At 65.2% G+C, this 26,169-nt stretch carries 22 protein-coding genes and 1 pseudogene; 8 read left to right on the top strand and 15 right to left on the bottom strand.

What is annotated here, in order from left to right; genetic code table 11:
* The first annotated feature begins 14 nt into the window (after nt 1-14).
* Entirely contained in the window at nt 15-212 is a 198-nt protein-coding gene (locus NGM28_RS00175) for an SGNH/GDSL hydrolase family protein (protein WP_252088354.1), read from the top strand.
* A 102-nt stretch (nt 213-314) separates the two neighbouring features.
* Here NGM28_RS00175 and NGM28_RS00170 read toward each other — a convergent pair.
* Nucleotides 315-611, bottom strand: a pseudogene (locus NGM28_RS00170) (heme-binding protein); the annotation flags it as partial.
* A gap of 60 nt (nt 612-671) precedes the next feature.
* Between NGM28_RS00170 and NGM28_RS00165 the strand changes: the two are divergent.
* Complete coding sequence (locus NGM28_RS00165; RefSeq protein ID WP_046854071.1) at nt 672-1,085, top strand: VOC family protein; 414 nt, start codon at nt 672-674, stop codon at nt 1,083-1,085.
* Between the two features lie 128 nt (nt 1,086-1,213).
* Here NGM28_RS00165 and NGM28_RS00160 read toward each other — a convergent pair whose 3' ends face one another.
* From NGM28_RS00160 to dksA, 13 genes are all read right to left on the bottom strand, one after another.
* Nucleotides 1,214-4,150: a DUF748 domain-containing protein gene (locus NGM28_RS00160; RefSeq protein WP_240064814.1), complete on the bottom strand. Its 2,937-nt coding sequence runs from the start codon at nt 4,148-4,150 to the stop codon at nt 1,214-1,216.
* A 78-nt stretch (nt 4,151-4,228) separates the two neighbouring features.
* Nucleotides 4,229-5,098, bottom strand: a complete 870-nt coding sequence (locus NGM28_RS00155) for an oxygenase MpaB family protein (protein ID WP_252088353.1) — start codon at nt 5,096-5,098, stop codon at nt 4,229-4,231.
* A gap of 39 nt (nt 5,099-5,137) precedes the next feature.
* A complete protein-coding gene (gene acs, locus NGM28_RS00150; RefSeq protein ID WP_252088352.1) occupies nt 5,138-7,072 on the bottom strand; it encodes an acetate--CoA ligase in 1,935 nt (644 codons plus the stop codon).
* Nucleotides 7,073-7,246: 174 nt separating this feature from the next.
* Nucleotides 7,247-8,911, bottom strand: coding sequence for a glucose-6-phosphate isomerase (gene pgi, locus NGM28_RS00145; protein WP_240064811.1), 1,665 nt, complete (start codon nt 8,909-8,911; stop codon nt 7,247-7,249).
* A gap of 202 nt (nt 8,912-9,113) precedes the next feature.
* Nucleotides 9,114-9,977 (bottom strand): pantoate--beta-alanine ligase, encoded by an 864-nt coding sequence (gene panC / locus NGM28_RS00140; protein WP_240064810.1) that lies wholly within the window; start codon nt 9,975-9,977, stop codon nt 9,114-9,116.
* Complete coding sequence (panB, locus tag NGM28_RS00135; protein ID WP_213658377.1) at nt 9,974-10,774, bottom strand: 3-methyl-2-oxobutanoate hydroxymethyltransferase; 801 nt, start codon at nt 10,772-10,774, stop codon at nt 9,974-9,976. Before panB ends, panC begins: the two co-directional genes overlap by 4 nt.
* A gap of 250 nt (nt 10,775-11,024) precedes the next feature.
* Complete coding sequence (gene folK / locus NGM28_RS00130) at nt 11,025-11,504, bottom strand: 2-amino-4-hydroxy-6-hydroxymethyldihydropteridine diphosphokinase (protein ID WP_252088351.1); 480 nt, start codon at nt 11,502-11,504, stop codon at nt 11,025-11,027.
* Between the two features lie 2 nt (nt 11,505-11,506).
* The gene (locus tag NGM28_RS00125) at nt 11,507-12,901 is read right to left on the bottom strand and encodes a polynucleotide adenylyltransferase PcnB (RefSeq protein ID WP_252088350.1); all 1,395 of its coding nucleotides are present in this window, start codon (nt 12,899-12,901) and stop codon (nt 11,507-11,509) included.
* A gap of 842 nt (nt 12,902-13,743) precedes the next feature.
* Nucleotides 13,744-15,183: a sigma-54-dependent transcriptional regulator gene (locus tag NGM28_RS00120; protein WP_240064807.1), complete on the bottom strand. Its 1,440-nt coding sequence runs from the start codon at nt 15,181-15,183 to the stop codon at nt 13,744-13,746.
* Between the two features lie 4 nt (nt 15,184-15,187).
* Entirely contained in the window at nt 15,188-18,163 is a 2,976-nt protein-coding gene (locus NGM28_RS00115; RefSeq protein WP_213658373.1) for a sensor histidine kinase, read from the bottom strand.
* Nucleotides 18,147-18,323, bottom strand: coding sequence for a hypothetical protein (locus NGM28_RS00110; protein ID WP_003250005.1), 177 nt, complete (start codon nt 18,321-18,323; stop codon nt 18,147-18,149). The genes NGM28_RS00115 and NGM28_RS00110 overlap by 17 nt, the downstream gene beginning before the upstream one ends.
* Before the next feature lie 227 nt (nt 18,324-18,550).
* Nucleotides 18,551-19,438, bottom strand: a complete 888-nt coding sequence (gene gluQRS, locus NGM28_RS00105) for a tRNA glutamyl-Q(34) synthetase GluQRS (RefSeq protein WP_252088349.1) — start codon at nt 19,436-19,438, stop codon at nt 18,551-18,553.
* Nucleotides 19,439-19,503: 65 nt separating this feature from the next.
* Entirely contained in the window at nt 19,504-19,947 is a 444-nt protein-coding gene (gene dksA / locus NGM28_RS00100; RefSeq protein ID WP_011535750.1) for an RNA polymerase-binding protein DksA, read from the bottom strand.
* A gap of 213 nt (nt 19,948-20,160) precedes the next feature.
* On the opposite strand from dksA, the gene NGM28_RS00095 reads away from it, so the two are divergent.
* Entirely contained in the window at nt 20,161-21,333 is a 1,173-nt protein-coding gene (locus NGM28_RS00095; protein ID WP_252088348.1) for a pyridoxal phosphate-dependent aminotransferase, read from the top strand.
* The gene (gene sfsA / locus NGM28_RS00090; RefSeq protein WP_240064804.1) at nt 21,333-22,049 is read left to right on the top strand and encodes a DNA/RNA nuclease SfsA; all 717 of its coding nucleotides are present in this window, start codon (nt 21,333-21,335) and stop codon (nt 22,047-22,049) included. Before NGM28_RS00095 ends, sfsA begins: the two co-directional genes overlap by 1 nt.
* Here sfsA and NGM28_RS00085 read toward each other — a convergent pair.
* On the bottom strand, nt 22,039-22,356 hold the full coding sequence (locus NGM28_RS00085; protein WP_252088347.1) for a Rieske (2Fe-2S) protein: 318 nt from the start codon (nt 22,354-22,356) through the stop codon (nt 22,039-22,041). The genes sfsA and NGM28_RS00085 overlap by 11 nt on opposite strands.
* Nucleotides 22,357-22,522: 166 nt before the next feature.
* On the opposite strand from NGM28_RS00085, the gene NGM28_RS00080 reads away from it, so the two are divergent.
* From NGM28_RS00080 to NGM28_RS00065, 4 genes are read left to right on the top strand one after another with little or no spacing between them, the layout of a single operon-like run.
* Nucleotides 22,523-23,404 (top strand): heme/hemin ABC transporter substrate-binding protein, encoded by an 882-nt coding sequence (locus NGM28_RS00080; RefSeq protein WP_252088346.1) that lies wholly within the window; start codon nt 22,523-22,525, stop codon nt 23,402-23,404.
* Nucleotides 23,405-23,454: 50 nt separating this feature from the next.
* Complete coding sequence (locus NGM28_RS00075; RefSeq protein ID WP_252088554.1) at nt 23,455-24,438, top strand: FecCD family ABC transporter permease; 984 nt, start codon at nt 23,455-23,457, stop codon at nt 24,436-24,438.
* Nucleotides 24,435-25,205, top strand: a complete 771-nt coding sequence (locus tag NGM28_RS00070) for a heme ABC transporter ATP-binding protein (RefSeq protein WP_502943812.1) — start codon at nt 24,435-24,437, stop codon at nt 25,203-25,205. The genes NGM28_RS00075 and NGM28_RS00070 overlap by 4 nt, the downstream gene beginning before the upstream one ends.
* 11 nt (nt 25,206-25,216) lie before the next feature.
* Nucleotides 25,217-26,110 carry a ChaN family lipoprotein gene (locus NGM28_RS00065; protein ID WP_240064800.1) on the top strand — a complete coding sequence of 298 codons (894 nt, stop codon included), beginning with the start codon at nt 25,217-25,219 and terminating at the stop codon, nt 26,108-26,110.
* Nucleotides 26,111-26,169 lie beyond the last annotated feature (59 nt).

Here is a 26,169-nt window from a genome sequence, read left to right as displayed (position 1 = left end):
CTCCGCCAGCGTGGGTGCTCGCCCGTCGCCGAGTCAGCGAGGGCAGTGGGTTTGACCGTGTGCTGGACCTGGATGCGTTGCTGAAGGATCCGCTCGACCCGGACTGTCTCCAGGCCCGTCACGACTCCGGTGACCACCTGTATCCGGGGCTTGAGGGCAGCCAGGGCATCGCGCAGTGGTTGCTGCAGCTGAAGCAGATCGCAATCTACTGATCGGGCCCGACCTCTGTAGGAGCGGCTTCAGCCGCGATCACCCGCGAAGCGGGTGCCGGGCACCGCGTTGCCTGCATCGCGGCTGAAGCCGCTCCTACAGCTCACCGGGTTGCGCGCCACCACCTCGCTCTCGAAGCACACCTGCTCGACGATCAGCGGCTCCACCAGCGGGCGGCTGTCACGAAAGTGTGCGGTTTGCGTGTGCGCCTCATACGCTGCGTCGTCGCGGTAGATCTCGTACAGGTAGATCACCTCCGGGTCCTCGCGATCCTGCGACACATCGAACACCAGGCAACCTGGCTCGTTGGCCACCGAGGCGGCGGCATTGAGCTGGATGGCGCTGAGGAAGGCTTCTGCCGTGCCGGGCTTGACGCGGGTCTTGATGAACAGGCTATACACAGGCGGCTCCGTTTGTATTAAATTCGATTTCGAATTGTATACAAAAATGGAGTCCTGACCATGTCCGATCTACCTGCCCGTCCCGGTCGCCTCAACGGCCTGCGCCACATCGCCTTGCTGGTGCCCAATCTGGAGGAGTGCGAGCGCTTCTACGTCGACGTGCTGGGCATGGAGGTGCTCAACCGTGCCAACGAAGACCTGGTGTACCTCACCTGCGGCAACGACAACCTTTCGCTGGGGCGCGGCGCGGGTGCCGCCAATGGCTTGCAGACCCTGGATCACTATGGGTTCATCGTAGACAGCGTGGAAGAGCTGGAAGCCTGGTACCAGTACTTCAAGGCCCATGGCGTGACCCTGCTGGATCGTCCGTTCAACCATGGCGACGGCGCGCGCAGCTTCCACCTGCTGGACCCGGCGGGGAACAAGGTGCAGCCGCTGTATCACCCGGCGGTGTCGGGGCAGCGGCTGGCCTAAGGGTGGGATCGATCCGGTAGGCCCCTTGTAGGAGCGGCTTCAGCCGCGATCACCCGCGAAGCGGGTGCCGGACACCGCGTTGCCTGCATCGCGGCTGAAGCCGCTCCTACAGGTAACGCGCCGGGTGCTTATTCGGCGTCCAGGTGCAGCGGTGTGATCACCCGGCCATCGCTCTCGGCCTGCCCCAGGGTGGTATCGATGAAGTACACCCGGTCATCGGCCAACTGGCCCTTGTCGACCAGGTAGTCCTTGATGCTGGCGGCCCGTTCCTGGCCGAGGGTGCGCAGCAGCGGGGCGCTTTCGGCCCAGGACTTGATCACCGCCTCGCGCAGCTTCGCGCTGCGTTCGTCACGCCCCAGTTTGTCCCACTCGGCCGGTGGCTGCTGCTTCAGGCGCGTGCGGTAGATGCCCTCGAGCATCGCCGGCTTGTCGCTGTCGTCGACCACCAGCAGGGACGCATTGGCCGGGACCTTGTCGCCACGGCGCTGGAGGATCTTGTACCAGGTGGCCTGGTACTCGCGCTCCAGACGTTGCTGGGCGATCAGCGGGCCATCGCTGTTCTGGGCCGCGGTGCCTTCGATCTCCAGGCGCAGCTCCGGGCGCTCCTTGAGCGCGGACGACAGTTTGTCCAAGGCGGACTGGGCATCTGGGGTCAAGTCGCTCGAACCCGCGGCAAAGGCCACGGTACCGAGATCCTCGGCGCCGCCGCCCGAGACCAGCCCGCCGATGAACTTGAACGGCGCCTGGGCCGCGCGCAGCACCAGGTTGCGCAGGGTCTGCCAGACAATCGGCATGACGCTGAATTGCGGGTTGTTCAAGTCGCCGGAGACCGGCAGCTCGATGGAGATCTTGCCGTCGGTATCCTTGAGCAGCGCGATCGCCAGGCGGATGGGCAGGTCCACGGCGTCAGGGCTGTCGACCTTCTCGCCCAGTTGCAGTTGCTCGACCACCACCTTGTTCTCGGCCTTCAGCTGGCCATTGGTGATCAGGTAGTGCAGGTCGAGGTTCAGGCGGCCCTTGCGAATGCGGAACCCGGCGAACTTGCCGGAGTAGGGCGTCAAGGTGGTCAGTTCGACACGCTTGAAGCTGGTGGCGATGTCCAGGCTGGCCAGCGGGTTGAACGGGTTGAGCGCGCCCTTGATGGTCACTGGCGCATAACGGTCGACCTTGCCCTTGATGTCCACCTTGGCCGGCTGCGGCTTGCGGTTGTCGAGGGTGCCGATCTGGCCGTTGAGCTGCTGCACGGCGGTGGCGAAGTTGGGCGTGAGCGTGAGGTCGGCGAAGTTGGCCGAACCGTCATTGATGCTGATCTGGCCAACATGGATGCCCAGGGGCTTGGCGCTGCCGCCACTGGCCGGCTTGGCCTGTGAAGCTGCCGGTGCACCGGCCGGCTGCGGGATCAGCAGGTCGTCGATGTTGGTGGTGCGGTCTTCGTTGATGATGAAGCGCGCATAGGGCTGCAGCAGGGTCACCTTGTCGATCGACAGGGCGTCGCCGTGCACGTAGCTCAAGCCATCGACGTTCACCTGCTGCCATTTGACGAAGTCACGGTTCTTGATGGTGTCGAGGGTGTGCAACTGGTTGACCTGGGCCTTGCCGCCAATGGCGAAGGCCAGCGGTTCGGTGCTCTTGAGGTCGACCTTGAGGTCGCTGGAAAGCATGCCGCTACGCAGCTCGAGGCGGATGAACGGGCTGATGTAGGCCTGGGCCACGCGCAGGTCTATGTCACGGGTGGCGACGTCCAGTTTGGCGCTGACCGGCGCCAGGTTGACCTGGCCGGCCGCCTGCAGCTTGCCCTGCTTGCCCACGCCGGTGTCGAGCTTGAGGGTGAAGGGCGACTGGTTGAGGCTGTCGAAGTTCTGCAGGTCGAGGTTGAGCGGGCCGACGTCGAGTGCCACCGGTTCCTTCTGGCTGCGGTCGGCCAGGTGGACCAGGTAATTGCGCGCCTGCACATCCTTGAGCAGCACCTGCCAGGGCTTGCTCGGCTCCTTGGCGGCTTTCTCCTGTTCGGTCGGTTCGGCAGCGGCAGGTTCGGCCTTTTCCTTGGGCGTGGCTTTTGCTGGCTGGCTGGCGAACAGCTTCTGCCAGTCGAGCTGGCCGTCACTTTCCAGGGCCGCCCAGGTTTCGAGTTTTTCACTGCGAATCTTGCCGACAGTGACCAGCTGTTTGGCCAGGTCGATGGAGGTTTCGCTCACCTCCAGGCTGGCCAGGCGCGCCAGTGGCCGGCCATCCGGCGCCTTGATGGCGAACGGCGCGACGCGCACCGAGGTGTTGTCCAGCAGCAGCTCGGTTTCTTTAGACAGGTTGAGCTTGTAGTGGGTGTCGAGGCTGACCACGCCTTCTTCGAGCACCAGGGGCACGGCATCGCGCACGTAAGGCCAGAACGCCTTCATCTTGCCCTCGGTGACCTTGAGCGTGCCTTCGGAGGCGATCGGCGCCAGGCTCAGGGTGCCGCTCCAGTCGATCCGGCCACCGGCCGGGCCGTTGGCCACCAGGGTCATGTCGGCGTTGTCGTCGGGCAGGGTGCTGAGGTTTTTCAGCTCCAGGTTCATCGAGTCGTAGAGGAATTCGATCGGCTCGCTGGGGCGCAGGTCCTGGAAGTGCAGGTAACCTTCGCTGAGCTTGATGCTGCCGATGCGCAGCGGGAACGGATCGCTGGGCGGCTCGTCAGGCTTGGCTTCACTGGGCGGCAGCTTGAACAGCTGCGTGAGGTTGAGGCTGCCGTCCTTGGCGAACAGCAGCTCGGTGCGCGGCTTGTCCAGCGCCACCGCTTCCAGGTGCAGGGCCTTGGTCCAGAGGCTGTCGAGAGACAGGTTGGCGTACAGGCGCTCGAAGCCCACCTGCTCTTTACCGGGCTCGCCGATCTGCAGCCCCCACAGGGTCAGTTCGAGGCTGAACGGGTTGAGCTCGATGCGTTGCAGGTGGGCCGGCAGCGTGGCGTACTGGGCCAACTGCTGGTTGGCGATACGCAGGGCGATACCGGGAAGAATCAGGAAGCCGAGCAGGCTGTACAGGGCCACCAGGGCCAGCAGGGCGCCGACGGCGCGGGTCAATCCTTTGGGCATGTGTCGCTTCGTCTGTATCAGGCTGGAGTGGTTGGAGTATGGCACGTTAAATCGGTTCCGCTGAGCCGGCCGAAAACCTTACTCGATCCCCATTCGCCGCCTGGCGCGATGCGCCGAGCCATTGCGCATGGCCCAACGCAATACCGGGGCGGTGTTTTTCAGGCCCAGGCGGATCATGCGCCGGGACAGTTCACCCTGGTGCAAGCCGAGCATGTCGCTGGCCCAGCCCGGCAACAGGTCGATACCCGCGTTGAGCATCAGCTTGCCCACCGGTTGCGCCAGGCGGCTGGGCGCGGGCGCCTTGAGCAGGATGTCGACCACTTCCAGGCTGCGGGCGCTGCATTGCAGCTGTGGGCGCATGCGGCGCAGGTATTCATCGATCTGGGCGCATGAACGCGGCACGTCGCGGGCGCCCAGGCGCTCGGCGACCAGGGCGATCTCGTCGTAGTACTGGTCCTGGGCGGCGCGGGGCAGGGCGGGGTTGCGGTAGCGCAGGTGGGCGGCGAGGAAGCTGCTGACTTCGGCCACATGCACCCAGGTCAGCAGGTCGGGGTCGCTGGCGGCATAGGGGCGCCCGTCCGGCGCGGTGCCGGTGACCTTGAGGTGGATGGTGCGCACCTTGTCGATCAGCCATTCGGCGTCGCGGGTCGAGCCGAAGGTGGTGCCGGAGATGAACTGGCTGGTGCGGCGCAGGCGGCCGAGCAGGTCCTGGCGAAAGTTCGAATGGTCCCACACGCCGGCCAGCGCCAGGGGGTGCAACACTTGCAGCATCAGCGCGCTGATACCGCCCACCAGCATGCTGGGGAAGTCGCCGTGCACCTGCCAGCTGACGCTCTGCGGGCCGAACAGGCCCGGGTCACCCTTGGGCGACTCCAGATCGAGTTGGCCGAGGGCCACCCCGGTGAGGCTCATGACCTGGGTTTCGATGCGACGGCGGAGGGTTTCCATGGCGGCCTTTGCTTCAAGGCGGCCCACCCGGGCCGCGGGCTATTGGTTGAGACGCTTGTCGATCAAGCCCTGGACCACGCTCGGGTCGGCGAGGGTGGAGGTGTCTCCCAGGTTGTCCAGTTCGTTGCAGGCGATCTTGCGCAGTATACGCCGCATGATCTTGCCCGAGCGTGTCTTGGGCAGGGCCGGGGCCCATTGAATAAGTTCAGGCTTGGCGAAGCTGCCGATCTCCTTGCTGACCAGCGCCAGCAATGCTTGCTTGAGTGCATCGTCCGGGGTGACGCCGCTCATGGGGGTGACGAAGGCATAGATGCCCTGGCCCTTGAGGTCGTGGGGATAACCCACCACGGCGGCCTCGGCGACGCTGTCGTGCAGCACCAGGGCGCTTTCCACCTCGGCAGTGCCGATGCGGTGGCCGGACACGTTGATCACATCGTCGATGCGCCCGGTGATCCAGTAGTCGCCGTCGGCGTCGCGGCGCGCGCCATCACCGGTGAAGTAGTAGCCGGGCAGGGGCTTGAAGTAGGTGTCGACCATACGCTGGTGGTCGCCGTAGACGCTGCGGATCTGTCCCGGCCAGCTGGCCTTGATCGCCAGCAGCCCGGCACCGGGGCCTTCGATGAGCTTGCCCTTTTCATCCAGCAGCACCGGCTGCACGCCGAACATGGGCTGGGTCGCGCAACCGGGCTTGAGCCTGGGCGTGCCGGGCAACGGCGTGAGCATGATGCCGCCGGTCTCGGTCTGCCACCAGGTGTCGACGATGGGGCAGCGCTTCTGCCCGACAGCCTCGAAGTACCACTCCCAGGCTTCCGGGTTGATCGGCTCGCCGACGCTGCCGAGCAGGCGCAGGCTCTGGCGTGAAGTGTTCCGCAACGGGTCAGGACCTTCGCGCATCAGTGCCCGCAACGCCGTGGGCGCGGTGTAGAAGATATTCACCTTGTGCTTGTCCACCACCTGCCAGAAGCGTGAGGTGTCGGGATAGTTCGGCACACCCTCGAACATCAGCGAGGTTGCGCCGTTGGCCAGCGGGCCGTAGACGATATAACTGTGGCCGGTGACCCAGCCGACATCGGCGGTGCACCAGAACACCTCGCCGTCGCGGTAGTCGAACACCACCTTGAAGGTCAGGGTGGCCTGCAGCAGGTAGCCGCCCGTGGTGTGCAGCACGCCCTTGGGCTTGCCGGTGCTGCCGGAGGTATAGAGGATGAACAGCGGATCCTCGGCCTCCATGGGTTCGGCCGGGCAGTCGTCACCGGCTTTTTCGGTCGCCTCGTGATACCAGAGATCGCGGCCCTGGCTCCAGGCCACATCAGCCCCCGTGCGCTTGACTACCAGCACGCTGCTGACTGCCGGGCAGCTGGCGAGTGCCTTGTCGACGTTCTGCTTGAGCGCAATACGCTTGCCGCCGCGCACGCCTTCGTCGGCGGTGATCACGGTGCGGCAGTCGGCATCGAGAATGCGGTCGCGCAGGGCATCGGGCGAGAAACCGCCGAACACCACGGAATGAATGGCGCCAATGCGCGTGCAGGCGAGCATGGCGTAGGCGGCCTCGGGGATCATCGGCATGTAGATGCACACCCGGTCGCCTTTCTTCACGCCGCGCGCCTTGAGCGCGTTGGCCAGGCGGCAGACCTGGCGGTGCAGCTCGCGGTAGCTGATGGCCTTGCTGTCGTTGGGGTCGTCACCCTCCCACAGCAAGGCGGCCTGATCGGCGCGTTGGGCCAGGTGGCGGTCGATGCAGTTGTGGCTGACGTTCAGTTGGGCGCCATCGAACCAGCGGGCCTTGCCGGTCTTGAGGTCGCATTGCTGAATGCTCGACCAGGGCTTGATCCAGTCCAGGCGCTTGGCCTGTTCGGCCCAGAATTTGTCGGGGTCGTCGATCGACTGGCGGTAGAGACGGCGGTAGTCGTCGTCGGAGAGTTGCGCGGCCTGGCTGACGGCAAGGGCCTGGGGGTAGTTGCGGATATCGAACATGGCGGGTGGTCCTGCTCTTGTGGAGGCAAGGGACTGCGGCGGCTATTCGATAGGACAGTGTAGCGTCGGGCGATGTTCCTGTAGGAGCCAGCCTTGCTGGCGAAGCGACCAACACCGATGAATCGGTGAAACGCCGGTTCGCCAGCAAGGCTGGCTCCTACAGGGGGAAGGCGATCAGCCGCGGTGACGGCCGCGGAAGTAGTTGATCAGGCCTTGGGTGGAACCATCTTCGGCACTGTCTTCCAGGCTGCCGACGAGGCGTTGGTAAACACCTTTGCCCAGTTCCTTGCCCAGTTCCACGCCCCATTGGTCGAAGGCGTTGATACCCCAGACCACGCTTTGCACGAACACCTTGTGCTCGTACATCGCCACCAGCGCGCCGAGACGACGTGGGCTGATGCGTTCGACCACCAGGGTGTTGCTCGGGCGGTTGCCCGGGATCACCTTGTGCGGCGCCAGCTTGGCAATGTCGTCTTCATTCATGCCCTTGGCGCGCAGTTCGGCTTCGGCTTCGTCGCGGGTCTTGCCGAGCATCAGTGCCTGGCTCTGCGACAGGCAGTTGGCGTACAGCCACTGGTGATGGTCGGCGACCGGGTTGAAACTCACCACCGGGACGATGAAGTCCGCCGGGATCAGCTGGGTGCCCTGGTGCAGCAACTGGTGATAGGCGTGCTGGCCATTACAGCCGACGCCACCCCAGATCACCGGGCCGGTATCGGTCTTCACCGGGCTGCCATCCTGCAGCACGCTCTTGCCGTTGGATTCCATGTCCAGCTGCTGCAGGTGCTTGGTGATGTTGCGCAGGTAGTGGTCGTACGGCAGGATCGCGTGGGCCTGGGCGCCCCAGAAGTTGCCGTACCACACGCCCAGCAGGGCCAGCAGCACCGGCATGTTCTTGTCGAACGGCGCGGTCTGGAAGTGCTGGTCCATGGTGTAGGCGCCGGACAGCAGTTCCTTGAAGTTGGCGGTGCCGATGGCCAGGGCGATGGGCAGGCCGATGGCCGACCACAGCGAGTAGCGCCCACCCACCCAGTCCCACATGGGGAAGATGTTCTCTTCACGCATGCCAAAGGCCACGGCGGCGGCCTTGTTGCTCGACACGGCGATGAAGTGGCGGTACAGCTCGGCTTCCGAGCCGCCCTGGGCGAGGTACCAGGTGCGCGCGGCAGTGGCGTTTTTCAGCGTTTCGAGGGTGTTGAACGACTTCGACGAGACGATGAACAGGGTGGTCTCGGCGCGCAGGTTGGCCGACAGCTCGTGGAACTCACTGCCGTCGATGTTCGCCAGGTAGTGGCAACGCACGCCGCGCTGGGCGTAGGGCAGCAGGGCTTCGGAGACCAGCTCGGGGCCCAGGAACGAGCCACCGATGCCGATGTTCACCACGTCGGTGATCGGCTTTTCGCTGTAGCCGCGCCACAGGCCGTCATGGATACGGCCGACCAGCTCGGTGATCTGGTTCAGCACCTTGTGCACTTCGGGCATCACGTTGACGCCGTTCACGCTCAGCTTGTCGCCCACCGGGCGGCGCAGCGCGGTGTGCAGCACCGGGCGGCCTTCCGAGGCGTTGATGATCTCGCCGCTGAACATCGACTTGATGGCGTCCGCCAGCCCCACTTCGTTGGCCAGGCCGACCAGCAGGTCGCGAGTCTGTTCGTTGATCAGGTTTTTCGAGTAGTCGAGGAACAACCCGCAGCTGCTCAGGGAAAATTCTTCGAAGCGCTTGCCGTCGGCGGCGAAGGCTTCGCGCATGCTGAAGCCCTGCATGGCGTCGCGGTGTTGCTGAAGCGCCTGCCAGGCGGGCAGCGCCGTCACGTCGTGGGGTGTACGGTAATACGCCATTGCGAATGGTTTCCTTGGTGCATTGACAGGGTTCGACACCGGCAACCTTTGCCAGTTGCAAGTCGCCCATTATAGGCATTGGCCGTTTGGCGGGAATGGGCGGCGGGCGGGGGAACAATGAATTTTTTACGGGGAGTTTTGCAGCGGATTCGCCGGCAACCCCGCTCCTCGTAGGAGCCGGCTTGCCGGCGAACAGGGCCGGTCAGGCGGTCTGCTCTTGCAGATGCAGGTAGAGATTGTCGATCAACCGCGTGCCACCCATGTAAGCGGCTGCGATCACTACCAGGTCACGGTCATCCACCTGCGCCGGGCGCAGCGTCACGGCGTGGCGCACCTCCAGGTAATCCTTGCGGAAACCGGCAGCGTCCAGTTGCGCCTGCCCTTCGGCGATCAACGCCGAAAAGTCCCGCTGCCCCCGACGAATGGCCTCGGCCATGCCGCTCAGCGTGCGGTACAGCGCCGGCGCGGCGGCGCGCTGTTCCGGGCTCAGGTAGCCATTGCGCGACGACAGCGCCAGGCCATCTTCGGCACGCACGGTCGGCTCGCCGATGATCTGGATCGGCATGTTCAGGTCGCGCACCATGGCGCGGATCACCGCCAGTTGCTGGAAGTCCTTCTCGCCGAACACGGCCAGGTCGGGCTGGACCATGTTGAACAGCTTGCTGACCACCGTCGCCACACCTTCGAAGTGCCCGGGGCGGCTGGCGCCGCACAGGCCTTCGGACAGCTGCGGCACGCTTACGCGGGTCTGCACCGCCATGCCGTCGGGGTACATTTCTTCGACCGTGGGGGCGAACAGCAGGTGGCAACCGGCCTGGAGCAGCTTCTCCTGGTCAGCGGCGAGGGTACGCGGATACTTGTCCAGGTCTTCGCCGGCGGCAAACTGCAGCGGGTTGACGAAGATGCTGGCGACCACGAAGTCGGCGCGCTGGGCGGCCTTGGTCACCAGCGCGGCGTGGCCGCTGTGCAGGTTGCCCATGGTCGGGACGAAGGCGATGCGCTTGCCTTCGCCACGGGCCCGGGCCACGGCGGCGCGCAGTTCACGAACGGTCTTGACGGTATTCATGCGCTGAACCCATGTTCGCTGGCGGGGAAGCTGACCGCTTTCACGGCCTCGACGTAGGCGGCCAGGGCGCTCTGGATGTCCGGCTGACCGGCCATGAAGTTCTTCACGAACTTCGGCACGCGGCCGCTGAGCGACAGGCCCAGCATGTCGTGCAACACCAGCACCTGGCCATCGGTGGCGCTGCCGGCGCCGATGCCGATCACCGGAATGCCGACGGCCTGGGTGATCTCGGCGGCCAGTTCGCTGGGCACGCACTCGAGCAGCAGCATGGCGGCACCGGCCTGTTCCAGGGCGATCGCATCGGCGCGCATCTGCCGCGCCTGGGCTTCCTGGCGGCCCTGGACCTTGTAGCCACCGAGCACGTTGACCGTCTGTGGGGTCAGGCCCATGTGCGCGCACACCGGTACGCCGCGTTCTGCCAGCAGGCGAATGGTCTCGGCCAGCCAGGCGGCGCCCTCGATCTTGACCATGTGGGCGCCGGCGCGCATCAGCTGGGCGGCGTTGGTGAACGCCAGCTCAGGGGTGGCGTGGGCCATGAAGGGCAGGTCGGTGAGGATCAGCGCACCATTGTTGCCACGTTTGACGCTGGCGGTGTGGTAGGCCATGTCGTCGTTGCTGACGGGCAGGGTGCTGTCATGGCCCTGCAGGACCATGCCCAGGGAGTCGCCTACCAGCAGCACTTCGACGCCGGCTTCGCTCGCGGCCTTGGCGAAGGTCGCGTCGTAGCAGGTCAGCATGGTGATTTTCTCACCCTTGGCCTTGAGGCCGTTGAGGGTGGTCAGGGTTACTTCAGGCATGTAGGGGCATCCTCGTTCAGGCGCTGTGAACAACAACTGCGTACAACGCGTGCATTCATCTTCCGGAGCGGCACATCATCGGTCGTGATGTTCGGGCGCAGGTCCGTCCGAGCCTAAATGGGTGATTGCGGCATAGTGGCGCCGCGGGACGCCTATAGTCGTGAGCGAGGTGGGGGAAGTCAATGACCCGTGTTACCGCATTGTTACGGCGTGGGTGTTACTGGCGTTACCGCCCTCTGGAACGCCCGGATTACAAGCGTTCCAGGCCGACGAACGGGCAATCCTGAAGCAAGTGCGCCAGGTGGCGGCCGTCAGCGAGGCGGAAGTCGGCGGGCACCAGCTCGGCGAGCGGGTAGAGCACGAAGGGGCGTGCATGCATGTGATAGTGCGGCACTTTCAGGCGCGGCACATCGATGACCTTGTCACCGAACAGCAGCACGTCGAGGTCGAGGGTACGTGGGCCCCAGCGTTCTTTGCGCACACGGCCCTGGTCGTTTTCGATGGCTTGCAGGGCGTCGAGCAGTTCAAGGGGGGCCAGCGTCGTGTCGATGGCCGCCACGGCATTGGTGTAGCGTGGCTGGCCGGGCAGCAGCGAGTCACTGGTGTAGAGCGCCGACGCCGCCGCCAGGCGGGTGTCGGCGATCAGGTCCAGTGCCTGGAAGGCACTGCGCAGCTGCTCGGTGGGCTGGTCGAGGTTGCTGCCCAAGCCGATGAACGCACGGGTGGCCATGCTCAGTCCCAGGCCTGCTCGTCGTCGCGCTTGCGCTTCGAACCGCTGCGCTTGCGTTTGCGCGGGCCGGCACCGGCGCTGGCGCCTTCGTCACGGCTGCCCAGCTCGCGGATCATGTCGCGGCGCTGGCTGTCGTTGGCGTCCTGATAGTCGGTCCACCATTGGCCCAGGCCGTCGGTTTCCTCGCCTGCGCTTTCACGCAGCAGCAGGAAGTCGTAGCCGGCGCGGAAGCGCGGGTTGTCCAGCATCATGTCGGCGCGCTTGCCGCTGCGCCGTGGCAGGCGCTCCTGCATGTCCCAGATCTCGCGGATCGGCAGGGTGAAACGTTTCGGGATCGCGATGCGCTGGCACTGTTCGGCGATCAGGTCGTGGGCCGCACCGTTCATGGCCGGGATCGGCGGCACGCCCTGGCTCTGCAGGTACAGCGCGCGGCCTGGCAAGGCGGGCCAGAGCAGTGCGGCGAACAGGAACGCAGGCGTTACCGGCTTGCCCTGCTTCACGCGAAGGTCGGTGTTGATCAGCGCCTGGCTGATCAGGGTATGGGTGTACGTCGGGCGTTCTTCCAGCGCGTGGCTGCTGGCCGGGAACAGCGGCTCGAACAGCTCCAGGTCGACCAGCATCTCGAAGGTCATCGCACCCTGGCCGTTGAGGAACAGCTTGAGGCTTTCCTCGAACAGGCGGGCCGGCGGGATGTCGCGCAGCATCGGTGCCAGCTTGCGGATCGGCGCCACGGTGTGTTTCTCGATACCGAAGTCCAGCTTGGCGGCGAAGCGCACGGCCCGCAGCATGCGCACCGGGTCTTCCTGGTAACGGTGGGTGGGGTCGCCGATCAACCGCAGCAGGCGGTTGCGGATATCGTGCACACCGTTGGCGTAGTCGAGGATGCGTTCGCTGACCGGGTCGTAGTACAGGGCGTTGATGGTGAAGTCGCGGCGCTGCGCGTCTTCTTCAAGGGTGCCGTACACGTTGTCACGCAGGATGCGACCACTGGCGTTGTGCGACGAGCGGTGGCTGTCGGCCTGGTCTTCATCCGAGTGGGGAGCGCGGAAGGTGGCGACTTCGATGATCTCGCGGCCGAAATGCACGTGGACCAGCTTGAAGCGCCGGCCAATGATACGGGCGTTGCGGAACTCGGCGCGCACCTGTTCAGGGGTGGCGCTGGTGGCGACGTCGAAGTCCTTGGGCGTGATGCCCAGCAGCAGGTCGCGTACACAGCCACCGACGAGATAGGCCTGGTAGCCGGCCGCCTGCAGGCGCTCGACGATGCCCACGGCGTGGCGGCTGAACTGGCTGCGCTGCAGCGAGTGCTGGCTCTTGTTGATCACTTCAGGCGTGGTGCGCCTGTGGTGCTGGCCATGGACGGGCGGGCGGAACGACTGGAACAGCTTCTTCAGCATGGGATGCACTGTTTGAAGGAATGTTCGGCCAAGGATAGGAGAATGGCCGCATGATGGCCGGGGATTCTAGCATTTACTGGGGGAATGGTGTAGGCGCTGTGTGGACGGTGATGCGGGAGGGGGAGAAACGACATGGGGAGCCGAAGCTCCCCACCAAGTCGTTGTGTGCTCTTATTATTTTTTTGCTGGGCTTCTTGTTTTTGTTGAGTGCCCTGTTCACAAATCTCGAAGCTTGTGAACGACCCCCAAACCTGGGGGTGAAGAGCAAACGGATTGCTTTGGTCGCCGAGATGATGCTGATCTTTCGATCCAATCAGTTCAGGTGCTGCTTTTGAGTGCAGTTTTTGTTGTTCTCTGCCTGATCGTGGGGCAAGCCCCAAACACAACTCCTCTCCAAAAGAATCAGTTAGCTGCGCCTCCGCCGTCTTGTTCTTATTGTGCGTGAGCCGTTTCGTCTTGTTCTTATTCTGAGTTGCAGTGCTTGTTATTGTTCTTGTACGAAAGATATAGCAGGTGCCGTGCCAACTTTTGAAAACCCAATGAAACCGGGGGTTTTGGCGAATCTGGCAGGGGGCGAGGGCGGGCGAATGTAGAAATTTCGTTACCGTACGCCTCGAAGGCTGTTACGCCATCGGGTATGGGTAACAGATTTTTGCGGGAACTGATGTGTTACCGAAGGTATGGTGCCTCAGGCCCGGCTTTGCCGGGCATCGCCAGCAAGGCTGGCTCCTACAGGATCAACCTCAAGGTCAGTGCAAAACCTGTAGGAGCCGGCTTTGCCGGCGAAAGGGCCCGTGATGTCAGCACAAGACAGTGGCTCCCACAGGACATATCGGCAGGGCTTATTCGCTAGTGGCGTTGCTCTTGCGGCGCGGAATGCCAAGGCGCTGGCGGCGCTCCCACAGGCACTTGCGGCTGACCCCGAGTTTGCGGGCCAGTTCGGTCTCGGTCATGTGGTCCTGGTGCTCGAGCACGAAATGCTGGAAGTAATCCTCCAGCGACAGGTCTTCGGTCGGCTCGTGGCTGGCATTGTTGGCACTGACGAGCGTCGGCAGGTTGTCCAGCGCGTCGTCGTCTTCCAGATCACCCAGCTCGATATCAATCCCCAGCAGGTCGGCGGAAATTTCCGCGCTCTCGCTGAGAATCACCGCGCGCTCAACGGCGTTCTCCAGTTCGCGCACGTTGCCCGGCCAGCTGTAGTGGCGGATGGCTTGTTCGGCTTCGTGGGAGAAGTGCAGGTCGTCGCGGCCGATGCGGGCGCTCTGGCGGGCGAGGAAGGCATTGGCGATTTCGTTGACGTCGCTGCCACGCTCGCGCAGGGCCGGCAGTTTCAGGGCAATCACGTGCAGGCGGTAATACAGGTCTTCGCGGAACTGCCCGGCCTTGGCCAGGTTCTTCAGGTCGCGGTGGGTAGCAGCGATCAGGCGTACATCGACCTTCTGCGACTGCACCGAGCCGACCCGGCGGATCTCGCCTTCCTGCAACACGCGCAGCAGGCGGGCCTGGGCCTCCAGTGGCAGTTCGCCGATTTCGTCGAGGAACAGCGTGCCGCCATCGGCCGCTTCGACCAGGCCGGCGCGGCCAGCGCTGGCGCCGGTGAAGGCGCCTTTTTCATGGCCGAACAGTTCCGACTCGATGAGCGTTTCCGGGATCGCCGCGCAGTTCACCGAGATCATTGGTGCCTTGGCCCGGCGCGAGAGGTTGTGCAGGGCACGGGCGACCAGCTCCTTGCCGGTGCCGGACTCACCCTGGATCAGCACATTGGAGTCGGTCGGGGCGACCTTGCGAATCTTGACGTACATGTCCTGCATCGGTGGGCAAGAGCCGATGATGCCGATCTCGCCGTTGGCGGGCGCACTGCCGGCCTTGTCGACGGCGGCCTTGCCGTTGCCGGTGCGTGGTTCGGCGGCTGGCGCGGCGGCCGGTGCGTTGTGCCGGTCGCGCAGGATGCGGGCCACGGCCTGGAGCATCTCGTCGTGGTCGAAGGGCTTGGCAATATAGTCCACCGCGCCCATTTTCATCGAGTCCACCGCCGAGCGCAGGCTGGCGTAGCTGGTCATGATCAGCACCGGGGTGCCCTGGCCGAGCTTGATCAGCTCGGTGCCCGGGGCGCCCGGCAGGCGCAGGTCGCTGACGATCAGGTCGAAGGTGGCAATGCTGAAGCGTTCCTGGGCTTCCTGCACCGAGCCGGCTTCGCTGACCTGGTACTGGTTCCGCTCGAGCAGGCGACGCAGGGCCGAGCGGATGATGGTTTCGTCTTCGACGATCAGAATGTGCGGCATTGATTCAATTCTCTCGACGGTCTCGAATTTCAGGGGACGTCGCTACGACATGCCGGGGCAGGGTCACGCGGATCCGGGTACCACGTTGGCGCTCGATGTCGGCCGGGCTGTCGATGGTGATTTGCCCATAATGCTCTTCCACGATGGAATAGACCAGAGCAAGCCCCAGTCCGGTTCCCTCGCCCGGGTCCTTGGTGGTGAAGAAGGGTTCGAACAGCCGGTCCATGATGCTTTTGGGGATGCCGCTGCCCTCGTCCTCGACCACCAGGTCGACGGTGTGTTCGCTGACTTCGCTGCGCACCCGCACGGCGCTGCCGGGTGGCGAGGCGTCACGGGCGTTGGAGAGCAGGTTGATCAGCACCTGGGCCAGGCGCTGCGGATCGCCCTCGACCCAGTGGTCCGGGTCGCAGAGGTTGAAGAACTGTACTTCGAAGTTGCGCCGGTTCAACGCCAGCAGACCAATGGCATCCTGTGCCACTTCGGCCAGGCACACCGGCTCCTCGCTGTTCTGCTGGCTGCCGCCGGCATGGGCGAAGCTCATCAGTGACTGGACGATGCGCGACACGCGCTTGGTCTGCTCGAGGATCTGGCTGGACAGCTCGATGATCTCGCCGTCGCCCTCGCGTTCCTCGCGCAGGTTCTGCGCCAGGCAGGCGATCCCGGTGATCGGGTTGCCGATCTCGTGGGCCACGCCAGCGGCCAGGCGGCCGATGCTGGCCAGGCGTTCGGAGTGCACCAGCTTTTCTTCCAGCGCTTGCGTCTCGGTCAGGTCCTCGACCAGCAGCACCAGGCCGCTGTTGCCCGGGGCCAGCGGCTCGTCGATGGCCGCCTTGTGCAGGTTGAGCCAGCGCGGCTGGCCATCGAGGGCCAGCCGCTGCTTGTGCAGGTGTTCGTCAGGCACGTTGATGAAGCCTTGCAGCAGGCCGCGCCAGGGTTCGTCGATGGTCACCAGGCGCGAGCCGACCACGTGCTTGGCGGCAATGCCGGTCAGTTCCTCCATCGCCTTGTTCCACATCAGGATCTCCTGGTCCTTGGCCAGCGAACACACGCCCATGGGCAGTTCCTGGAGGGTCTGGCGGTGGTAGCGGCGCAGGGCGTCGAGCTCGGCGGCCAACCCGGTCAGGCGTGAGTGGTAGTCCTCGAGGCGGCTCTCGATGAAGTGGATGTCTTCGGTGACGTAGTTCTCATTACCCGACTTGTAGGGCAGGAAGGTCTCGACCATGTCCTGGGCCACGCTCGGGCCCATCAGCCCCGAGAGGTTGGCCTCGATACGGTCGCGCAGGCGCCGCAGGGCATAGGGGCGGCGTTCGTCGAACGGCAGGTAGAGGTCGCGCAGGGCCTGTTCGACCTCCTTCTGCGCAGCCTTTGCCCCCAGCGGCTTGGCCAGTTGCGTGGCGAACTCCTGGGGCGAGGCGGCGTGCAGTTCCCGGCGCTGCGGGCGGCGCACGTTGTCCACCGCGCAGGCCTCGGCGGCGCTGACTTCTTCGCTGCTGGCGTTGGTGAACAGCGAGATCAGCGTGAACAGCAGGACGTTGGCCGCCAGCGAGGCGATGGCCGCCATGTGCCAGCTGGTGTCGTCCAGCACATAGATCATGTCCAGCAGCGGGATGTAGAAACCCTGCAGGTTGCCCAGCAGCGGCAGCAGCATGGTCACCATCCACACCAGCGTGCCCGCCACCAGGCCGGCGATGAACCCGCGGCGGTTGGCGGTCGGCCAGTACAGCACCGAGAGCACCCCGGGCAGGAACTGCAGGGTGGCGACGAAGGCGACGATGCCCAGGTTGGCCAGGCTCTGGTGGTTGTTCTGGGTGAGGTAGAAGACGAAGCCGGCGGTGATGATGGCGACGATCAGCGCCCGGCGGGTCCACTTCAGCCAGCGGTAGATGTTGCCTTCGGCCGGCGGCTGGTACAGCGGCAGCACCAGGTGGTTCAGCGCCATGCCCGACAGCGCCAGGGTGGTGACGATGATCAGCCCGCTGGCCGCCGACAGCCCGCCGACGTAGGCCAGCAGGGCCAGCGCCTCGTTGTTGGCGGCGATGCCCAGGCCCAGGGTGAAGTACTCGGGGTTGGTGCTGGCGCCCAGGCGCAGGCCGGCCCACAGCACCAGCGGCACGGCCAGGCTCATCAGCAGCAGGAACAGCGGCAGGCCCCAGCTGGCGCTGACCAGCGAGCGCGGGCTCAGGTTCTCGGTAAAGGCCATGTGGTACATGTGCGGCATGACGATCGCCGAGGCGAAGAACACCAGCAGCAGGGTGCGCCACGGGCCTTCCTGCAGCGGCGTGTGCAGGGCGGCGAGGGCGGTCTGGTTCTGCAGCAGCCAGACTTCCAGCCCGTGGGGCCCGCCGAACACGCCATACAGCGCATACAGGCCGATACCACCCAGTGCCACGAGTTTGATCACCGATTCGAAGGCGATGGCGAACACCAGGCCTTCGTGTTTCTCGCGGGTGGCGATGTGGCGAGAACCGAAGAAGATGGTGAACAGGATGATCAGCACGCAAAAGGCGAAGGCCACCCGCGCCTTGACCGGCTCGCCGGTGAGGATGCTGATCGAGTCGGCTACCGCCTGTATCTGCAACGCCAGCAACGGCAGCACGCCGATCAGCATGATCACCGTGGTCAGCGCGCCGGCCCAGGTGCTGCGAAAGCGAAACGCCAGCAGGTCGGCCAGCGAAGACAGCTGGTAGGTGCGGGTGATCTTGAGGATGGGATAGAGCAACACCGGCGCCAGCAGGAAGGCCCCGGACACCCCGAGATAGCAGGCAAGGAACCCGTAGCCGTACTGGTAGGCCAGGCCGACCGAGCCATAGAAGGCCCAGGCACTGGCGTAGACGCCCAGCGACAAGGTGTAGGTCAGGGGGTGGCGGATGACCGCCCGCGGGATCAGCCCGCGTTCGCTGATCCAGGCCACGCCGAACAGCACCAGCAGGTAGGCGGCGCTGATCAGGATCATCTGGGTCAGGCTAAAGCTCATCGGCATCTCGTTGGCTCTGCAGGATGAAGGTGACGACGATCAGGATCAGCCAGAGCAGGTAGGGGCGGTACCAGGCACCGGTCGGTTCGATCCACCAGTCCATGATGGCCGGGGAGAACAGGTAGATCCCCACGACCAGAAGCAGGACCAAACGATAGATGTACATGCTGGCCTCGATGGGTTGGGCGCTGCGGGCTTGGACTTATTATTGGCGCAAATGGCTGGGGCGATGCTAGCCGGATTCCATGTGGTTAGCCAAAAGATTGAATTGATTGGGTTTTCAAATGGAATCTGGTGTTGCACGGTAGGGCCCTTTCGCCAGCAAGCTGGCTCCTACCGGTGGCGCGAAACCCTGTAGGAGCCGGCTTGCCGGCGAAAGGGCCCGCGAGACACTCAACGAAGATCGGCCTCGGGCACCGCCATTTGCCGCGCAATGTTGTCCGGTTGCCACTGCTGACGCGCCACGGCTAGCACCTCGGCCGGGCTGGCGCCTATCAGCACCGGATCCGCCTGCTGCCCAAGCGCGCGCAGGGCCCGCAACAACAACGGCGTTGCCTGGTCCGCCTCCAGCGGTGGCGAACGGTAAGACTTGCCCAGCTTGTGCCCGTCGGGCTGGACGATCAGCGGGATATGCAGGTACCGCGGTTGCGAGAAACCCAGCAACTCCTGCAGGTACAACTGGCGCGGCGTGTTGTCCAGCAGGTCGGCGCCACGCACGATGTCGGTGACGCCCTGCCAGGCATCGTCCAGTACCACCGCCAACTGGTAGGCATACAGCCCGTCGCGGCGCTGGATGACGAAATCGCCCACCTCACGTCCCAGGTGTTGCTCGAACCCGCCCTGGACCCGGTCACTGAACCGGTAGATCAGCTCCGGCACCCGCAGGCGGATCGCCGCACCTTCGCGAGCATGCCCGGCATTGCGGCAAAACCCCGGGTAGACACCGTCGTAGCCTTCCAGCTGCTTGCGCGAGCAGGTGCAGGCGTAGGCCAGGCCCATGTTGAACAGGCGGTCGACGACAGCGGCATAGGCCTCGTGGCGCTGGCTCTGGAACACCACCTCGCCGTCCCATTCCAGCCCGTAGCGCTCCAGCGTCTGCAGGATCGCGTCACGGGCGCCGGGCATTTCCCGGGGGGGGTCGGTGTCTTCCATGCGCAGCAGCCAGCGGCCGTTCACGGCGCGGGCATCGAGCCAGGAGGCGAGGGCGGCCACCAGCGAGCCGAAGTGCAGAAAGCCGCTGGGGGTGGGGGCGAAGCGGCCGATGTAGCGGGAGTCGTTCATGGGCTGGGCAAGCTATATAAATGAAAACGGGGCGCATGATGCGCCCCGTCTGAAAGGGAGAGGGATCAGCCTTTGCCGACCGTCTTTTCCTTTTTCTCCGCAATTTCCTTGCAGTCGAAGCACAGGTCTGCGGTCGGACGGGCTTCCAGGCGACGCAGGCCGATCTCGATGCCACAGGAGTCACACCAGCCGTACTCGTCGTCCTTGATCTTGTCGAGGGTCTTGTCGATCTTCTTGATCAACTTGCGCTCGCGATCACGGTTGCGCAGCTCCAGGGCGAACTCTTCTTCCTGGCTGGCACGGTCGGCCGGGTCGGGGAAGTTGGCCGCTTCGTCCTTCATGTGATCCACGGTACGGTCCACGCTGTTCATCAGTTCCTGTTTCCAGGCACCGAGGAGCTTGGTGAAGTGCTTCTTCATGGGCTCGCCCATGTACTCCTCACCTTGCTTTTCGACGTAGGGCTCGACACCGTACATGGTCTGGACTTTTTGCTTTTCTACGGTGGACATGAATAGACCGCCTCTCACTCATCTGATCCAATGCGCAGGCTTGCTTCCATCTCCGGCGCCCGCCGGCCCTGCGACTGCGAGCCGCCGAACTTACCAGATAGATCCGGGGTGCGCTACCCCGCTCTATGCCTGCTTTTGACAGCGGCCTGGCCGGCGCGTTCGGTCGTGTGCACAGGTAGAATCACCAGTTTAGACCCAATTGAGAGAAGGCCCATGGCTCAGCCACACAGTGCGCGCAGTCGCGCCATCGAACCCTTCCACGTCATGGCCCTGCTGGCCCGCGCCAACGAGCTGCAGGCCGCAGGCCACGACGTGATCCACCTCGAGATCGGCGAGCCGGACTTCACCACCGCCGCGCCGATCGTCGCCGCCGGCCAGGCCGCACTGGCCGCAGGGCACACCCGCTACACCGCGGCCCGCGGCCTGCCGCAGCTGCGCGAGGCGATCGCCGGGTTCTATGGCCAGCGCTACGGTGTGAACCTGGACCCGGAGCGCGTACTGATCACGCCGGGCGGTTCCGGTGCGCTGCTGCTGGCCAGCAGTTTGCTGGTCGACCCAGGCAAGCACTGGCTGCTGGCGGACCCGGGCTATCCGTGCAACCGCCACTTCCTGCGCCTGGTCGAAGGCGGCGCGCAGTTGGTGCCGGTGGGGCCGGATGTGAATTACCAACTCACCGCCGATCTGGTCGAGCGTCATTGGGACAAGGACACCGTCGGTGCCCTGGTGGCCTCGCCGGCCAACCCGACCGGCACGGTGCTCGACCGCGACGAGCTGGCCAGCCTGTCCAAGGCCACCCGCGAGCGCCATGGCCATCTGGTGGTGGATGAGATCTACCACGGCCTGACCTACGGCATGGATGCACCCAGCGTGTTGGAAGTGGACGACGAGGCTTTCGTCCTGAACAGTTTCTCGAAATACTTCGGCATGACCGGCTGGCGCCTAGGTTGGCTGGTTGCCCCACCTTCGGCGGTGGGCGACCTCGAGAAGCTGGCACAGAACCTCTACATCAGTGCCCCAAGCATGGCCCAGCATGCCGCCCTGGCGTGCTTCCAGCCGGACACCTTGGCCATTCTCGAGGAGCGTCGCGCCGAGTTCGCCCGCCGCCGTGACTACCTGCTGCCGGCACTGCGCGAGCTGGGCTTCGGCATCGCCGTCGAGCCACAGGGCGCCTTCTATCTGTATGCCGATATCAGCGCCTTTGGTGGTGATGCCTTCGCCTTCTGCCGGCACTTCCTGGAAACCGAGCACCTGGCCTTCACGCCGGGCCTGGATTTTGGCCGCCACCAGGCCGGGCATCATGTGCGCTTCGCCTACACCCAGAGCCTGGCGCGCCTGGAGGAGGCGGTGCAGCGCATTGCCCGGGGCCTGCGGAGCTGGCAGGGCTGATGGTGTTTTTCCCGGAACTCGAACAGGCGCGCCTGTTGCGCCGCTACAAGCGTTTCCTGGCCGACATCGAGCTGGCCAATGGTGAGCAACTGACCATCCATTGCCCAAATACCGGCTCGATGCTCAACTGCATGCGTGAAGGTGGGCAAGTCTGGTTCAGCCGCTCCAACGACCCCAAGCGCAAACTGCCCGGCACCTGGGAGATCAGCGAAACGCCCCAGGGGCGGCTGGCCTGCGTCAACACCGGGCGGGCCAATGCCCTGGTCGAGGAGGCACTGCGCGCGGGCACCATCAGTGAACTGGCCGGCTTCGACCTGCTCAAGCGTGAAGTGGCGTATGGCGAGGAACGCAGCCGCATCGACTTCTATCTGGAGTTCGCCGAGGGTCGTCCGGCCTACGTCGAGGTCAAGAGTGTCACGTTAGGTTTCCCGGATACGCCCGTGGCGGCCTTCCCGGATGCCGTCACCCAACGCGGGGCCAAGCACCTGCGCGAGCTGGCGGCGCTGGCACGGCAAGGGATTCGCGCGGTGCAACTGTACTGCGTGAACCTGACCGGCATCGAAGCGGTGCGCCCAGCCGAGGAAATCGACGCCGCCTACGCCCAGGCCCTGCGCGCCGCAGTGGCGGAGGGCGTCGAGGTGCTGGCCTACGGCACGCGCCTGGATGCCCGTGGGATTGTCATCGACCGGCGATTGCCGGTGTTGCTCAATCCGTGAGCCAGATGCCCTGGCTGTCTTCCCGGCAGCCCAGGGCCTCCAGCCACTCGCCCTCGCAGGGGCCGGCCACGCATTCGCCGCTGTCGATCACGAACAGTGCGCCATGGTGGGCGCAATGGATCAGGCTGGCGCTGTCATCGAGAAACCGGTCCGCCTCCCAGTTCAGCGGGATGCCGCGGTGCGGGCAGCGGTTGCGGTAGAGGTGGACCTTGCCCTGGCGGCGCACCCCGAACAGCGACACGCCAGCTACGCTGAAGGCGCGGCTGTGGCCTTCGGTGAGGTCGGTGGAGGCACATACAAAATGCATCGAAGGTAATTTCTTCCGGTTAAGCCGTGTGACAAAGGGATGGCTTGACGCTTCAATGCGAATAATTATCAAATTGCCCGCATTCGCCGCGCCAGGCTGCCTATGGTGCGCACTTGCGTCGCCCGCCACAAGGCGCGCGACTCGCCACCTGCAAAGGAACCCGAAGATGCGCCGTCCCGTTGCCCTGATCGCCCTGTGCGCCGGTCTTGCCCTTTCCACCCAGGCGCTGGCCGACGAACTGCCGCAACGCCTGGTCAGTGCGGGAGGCGCCCTGAGCGAGTGGATCAGCGCCCTGGGCGGCGAACAGCGCCTGGTCGGCGTCGACACCACCAGCCAGCACCCCGAATCGCTCAAGGCGCTGCCCAGCATCGGTTACCAGCGCCAGTTGTCGGCCGAAGGCATTCTCAGCCTGCGCCCGGATGTACTGGTCGGTACCGAGGAGATGGGGCCGCCGCCGGTGCTGGCGCAGATCCGCAAGGCGGGCGTGCGTGTCGAACTGTTCTCCAGCAAGGCTGAACTGGACGCAGTAGACGAGAACCTCAAGCAACTGGGGGTGCTGCTGGGGAGCGAGCAGAAAGCCACCGAGCTGGCAACTGACTACCATCGTCAGTTGGACACCCTGCAAAGCCAGATCAAACAGGCCCAGGCCAGCCAGAACGCGCCGGGGGTTTTGCTGTTGGTCGGGCATGCCGGTGCCAAGCCGCTAATCGCGGGGCAGGGCACCTCCGGCGACTGGGTGCTGCGCCAGGCCGGCGCGCGCAACCTCGCCGATCACCAAGGGTACAAGAACTTCTCGGTGGAGGCCCTGGCCGCCCTGGACCCGGACGTAGTGGTGTTCTCCGATCGTACCCTCAGTGGCGAGCAGGCCTTGCAGGCACTGCTGAAAGAGAACCCAGCCCTGGGCGCTTCGCGGGCGGTGCGTGACAAACGACTTGTGTCGCTCGACCCTACCTTGCTGGTCGGTGGCCTGGGGCCGCGCCTGCCCGCCACGTTGCATGACCTGGCGGCAAGCTTCTACCCAGCCGCCAAGGACAGCCTTGGCCAATGAAACAGCGGGTCGCGCCTCGTACATTGTTCATTTGTCTCGCATTGCTGTGCCTGCTGGCGGTCTGGCTGTCGCTAGCCCTGGGCCCGGTCAGCCTGCCGTTGCTCGACACCGTGCGCGGCGGTCTGCGTTTGATGGGCCTGCCGCTTGCCGGTGACGGCCTCGAACAGGCCGAGATGATCCTCGGTCAGATTCGCCTGCCACGCACCTTGCTGGGCCTGGCGGTCGGCGCGGTATTGGCACTGTCTGGCGTGGCCATGCAGGGGCTGTTTCGCAACCCGCTGGCTGATCCCGGGCTGGTGGGCGTCGCCAGTGGCGCCGCCCTGGGTGCGGCGGTGGCGATTGTTGGTGGCAGCTGGCTGGGCGGCATGCCCGAATGGTTCGCTCCTTACTTGTTGTCGCTATGCGCCTTTATCGGTGGCCTGGGGGTGACGGCCATGGTCTATCGCCTGGGCCGACGCGATGGGCAGACCAACGTGGCCACCATGCTCCTGGCCGGTATCGCCATGACCGCGCTGGGCGGCTCGGCCGTCGGCCTGTTCACCTACCTGGCCGACGACGCCACCCTGCGCACCCTGACCTTCTGGAACCTCGGCAGCCTCAATGGCGCCAGCTACGAACGCCTGTGGCCGTTGCTGCTGGTGGCCGCGTTGGTGGCGTTGTGGCTACCGAGGCGGGCCCAGGCGCTCAATGCGCTGTTGCTGGGCGAGTCCGAGGCGCGCCACCTGGGCGTCGAGGTCGAGCGCCTGAAGCGCGAACTGGTGTTCTGTACCGCCTTGGGCGTCGGCGCGGCGGTGGCCGCTGCCGGGCTGATCGGCTTCATCGGCCTGGTGGTGCCGCATCTGGTGCGCCTGGTGGCAGGACCGGACCACCGGGTGCTGCTACCCGCGTCACTGCTGGCAGGCGGCACGCTGTTGCTGTTCGCCGACTTGATCGCTCGCCTGGCCTTGGCGCCGGCCGAGCTGCCGATCGGTATTGTTACCGCGTTCATCGGCGCGCCGTTCTTTCTGTTCCTGCTGGTGAAGGTACGTAATTGATGCTCGACGTCGAAAGGCTCCACCTCAAGCGCGACAACAGCGAAGTGCTGAGCGATATCAGCTTGCAACTGCGCCCTGGCCAGATACTGGGAGTCCTCGGCCCCAATGGCGCCGGCAAGAGCAGCCTGCTGGGCGCGCTGTGCGGCGAGCTTGCGCCGAGTGCCGGGCAAGTGCGCCTGGACGGACGCGAGCTGGACGCCTGGCCCGGGCAGGAGCGCGCCCGGCGCCTGGCCGTGCTGCCGCAGGCGTCCAGCCTGGGGTTCGCCTTCAGTGTCGACGAAGTGGTGGGCCTGGGTCGCCTGCCTCATGCCAGTGGTCGCCAGCGCGACCGCGAGATCGTCGAGGCCGCGTTGCTGGCGGCGGATGCCGGCCATCTGGCCAGCCGCAGTTACCTGGCCTTGTCCGGCGGCGAGCGCCAGCGTGTGCATCTGGCCCGGGTACTCGCCCAGCTGTGGCCGGGCGAGGCGGGCACCACGCTGCTGCTGGACGAGCCGACCTCCGCCCTCGACCCCTTGCACCAGCACACCACGCTGCAGGCGGTGCGCAGTTTCGCCGACCGCGGCGCGGCGGTGCTGGTGATCCTGCATGACCTCAACCTGGCGGCACGCTACTGTGACCATATCCTGCTGCTGGAGCGCGGCCGCTGCCATGCCCTGGATACACCGCAACGGGTGCTGACCCCGGCGGCACTCAACGCCGTGTTCGGTATCGATGTGCTGGTGCAGCCGCACCCGGAGCGCGGGCACCCGTTGATCATCAATCGCTAGGAGCCTGACCCATGCGCCATCCTTTGCTGTCCGGCTTGTCGATCTGCCTGGCGCTGGCGTTGGGAGGTTGCCAGGCGCAATTGAAGCCGCTGCCGGCCTGGCAGAGCAGTGAGGGGCGCGACAGCGCGCAGCTTGGGCAGATTGTCGACCTGGTCAGCGGCAAGACACTGACACCTGAACAACTGGTTCAACGGTTGCAGGGCGCGCCTCGGTTACTGGTCGGCGAAAAGCACGACAACCCCGATCACCATGCCTTGCAGCTCTGGTTGCTGCGAGCCCTGGAAAGCCGTCGACCGCAGGGCAGTCTGCTGCTCGAGATGCTCGAACCCGGGCAGCAGCCGTTGGTCGATGCACAAAAGGCCCAGGCACAGCCTGCGCAGGATTTGCCCAAGGCACTCGGCTGGCAGGAAGGCTGGGATTGGGCGCTGTACGGACCGATTGTCCGCGAGGCGTTGGCACAGCCTTACCCATTGCTGTCCGCCAACCTGTCACCGGAAGAGATCCGCCAAGCCTATCGCCAGCCAGTGGCTCCTGCGGGTGAGCGTTCGAATGCCCCGGCCGTGGTGCAGGCACTGCGTGAGCAGGTGCGCGCCGGCCACTGCGACCTGCTGCCCGAAAGCCAGCTACCCGCGATGCTCAGTGTCCAGCAACAGCGTGACCGGCGCATCGCCGAGCGCCTGCTGGCGGCACCGCAACCGGCTTTGCTGCTCACCGGCAGCTATCACGCACGCAAGGACCTGGGCGTGCCGTTGCACCTCGCCGACCTGGGCGCGAAAGGGCAGAGCACCGTGCTGTTGCTGACGGAGGTCGGCGAGGCGGTCGAGCCGGGCATGGCCGACTTCGTCTGGTACACGGCGGCGCTCCCCGAGCAGGACTACTGCGCTCAGCTACGCAAGGCCCACTGAATTGCAGGCAAAAAAAGACCCGGCAAGTTGCCGGGTCAATAACCGTGATTAGCCTGATG

The organism is Pseudomonas sp. MWU13-3659 (genome assembly GCF_023757525.1).
Classification (GTDB): Bacteria; Pseudomonadota; Gammaproteobacteria; order Pseudomonadales; family Pseudomonadaceae; genus Aquipseudomonas; species Aquipseudomonas entomophila_E.
The sequence above is the reverse complement of the archived record's forward strand: the minus strand, read 5'-3'. Positions and strand labels throughout refer to the sequence as shown.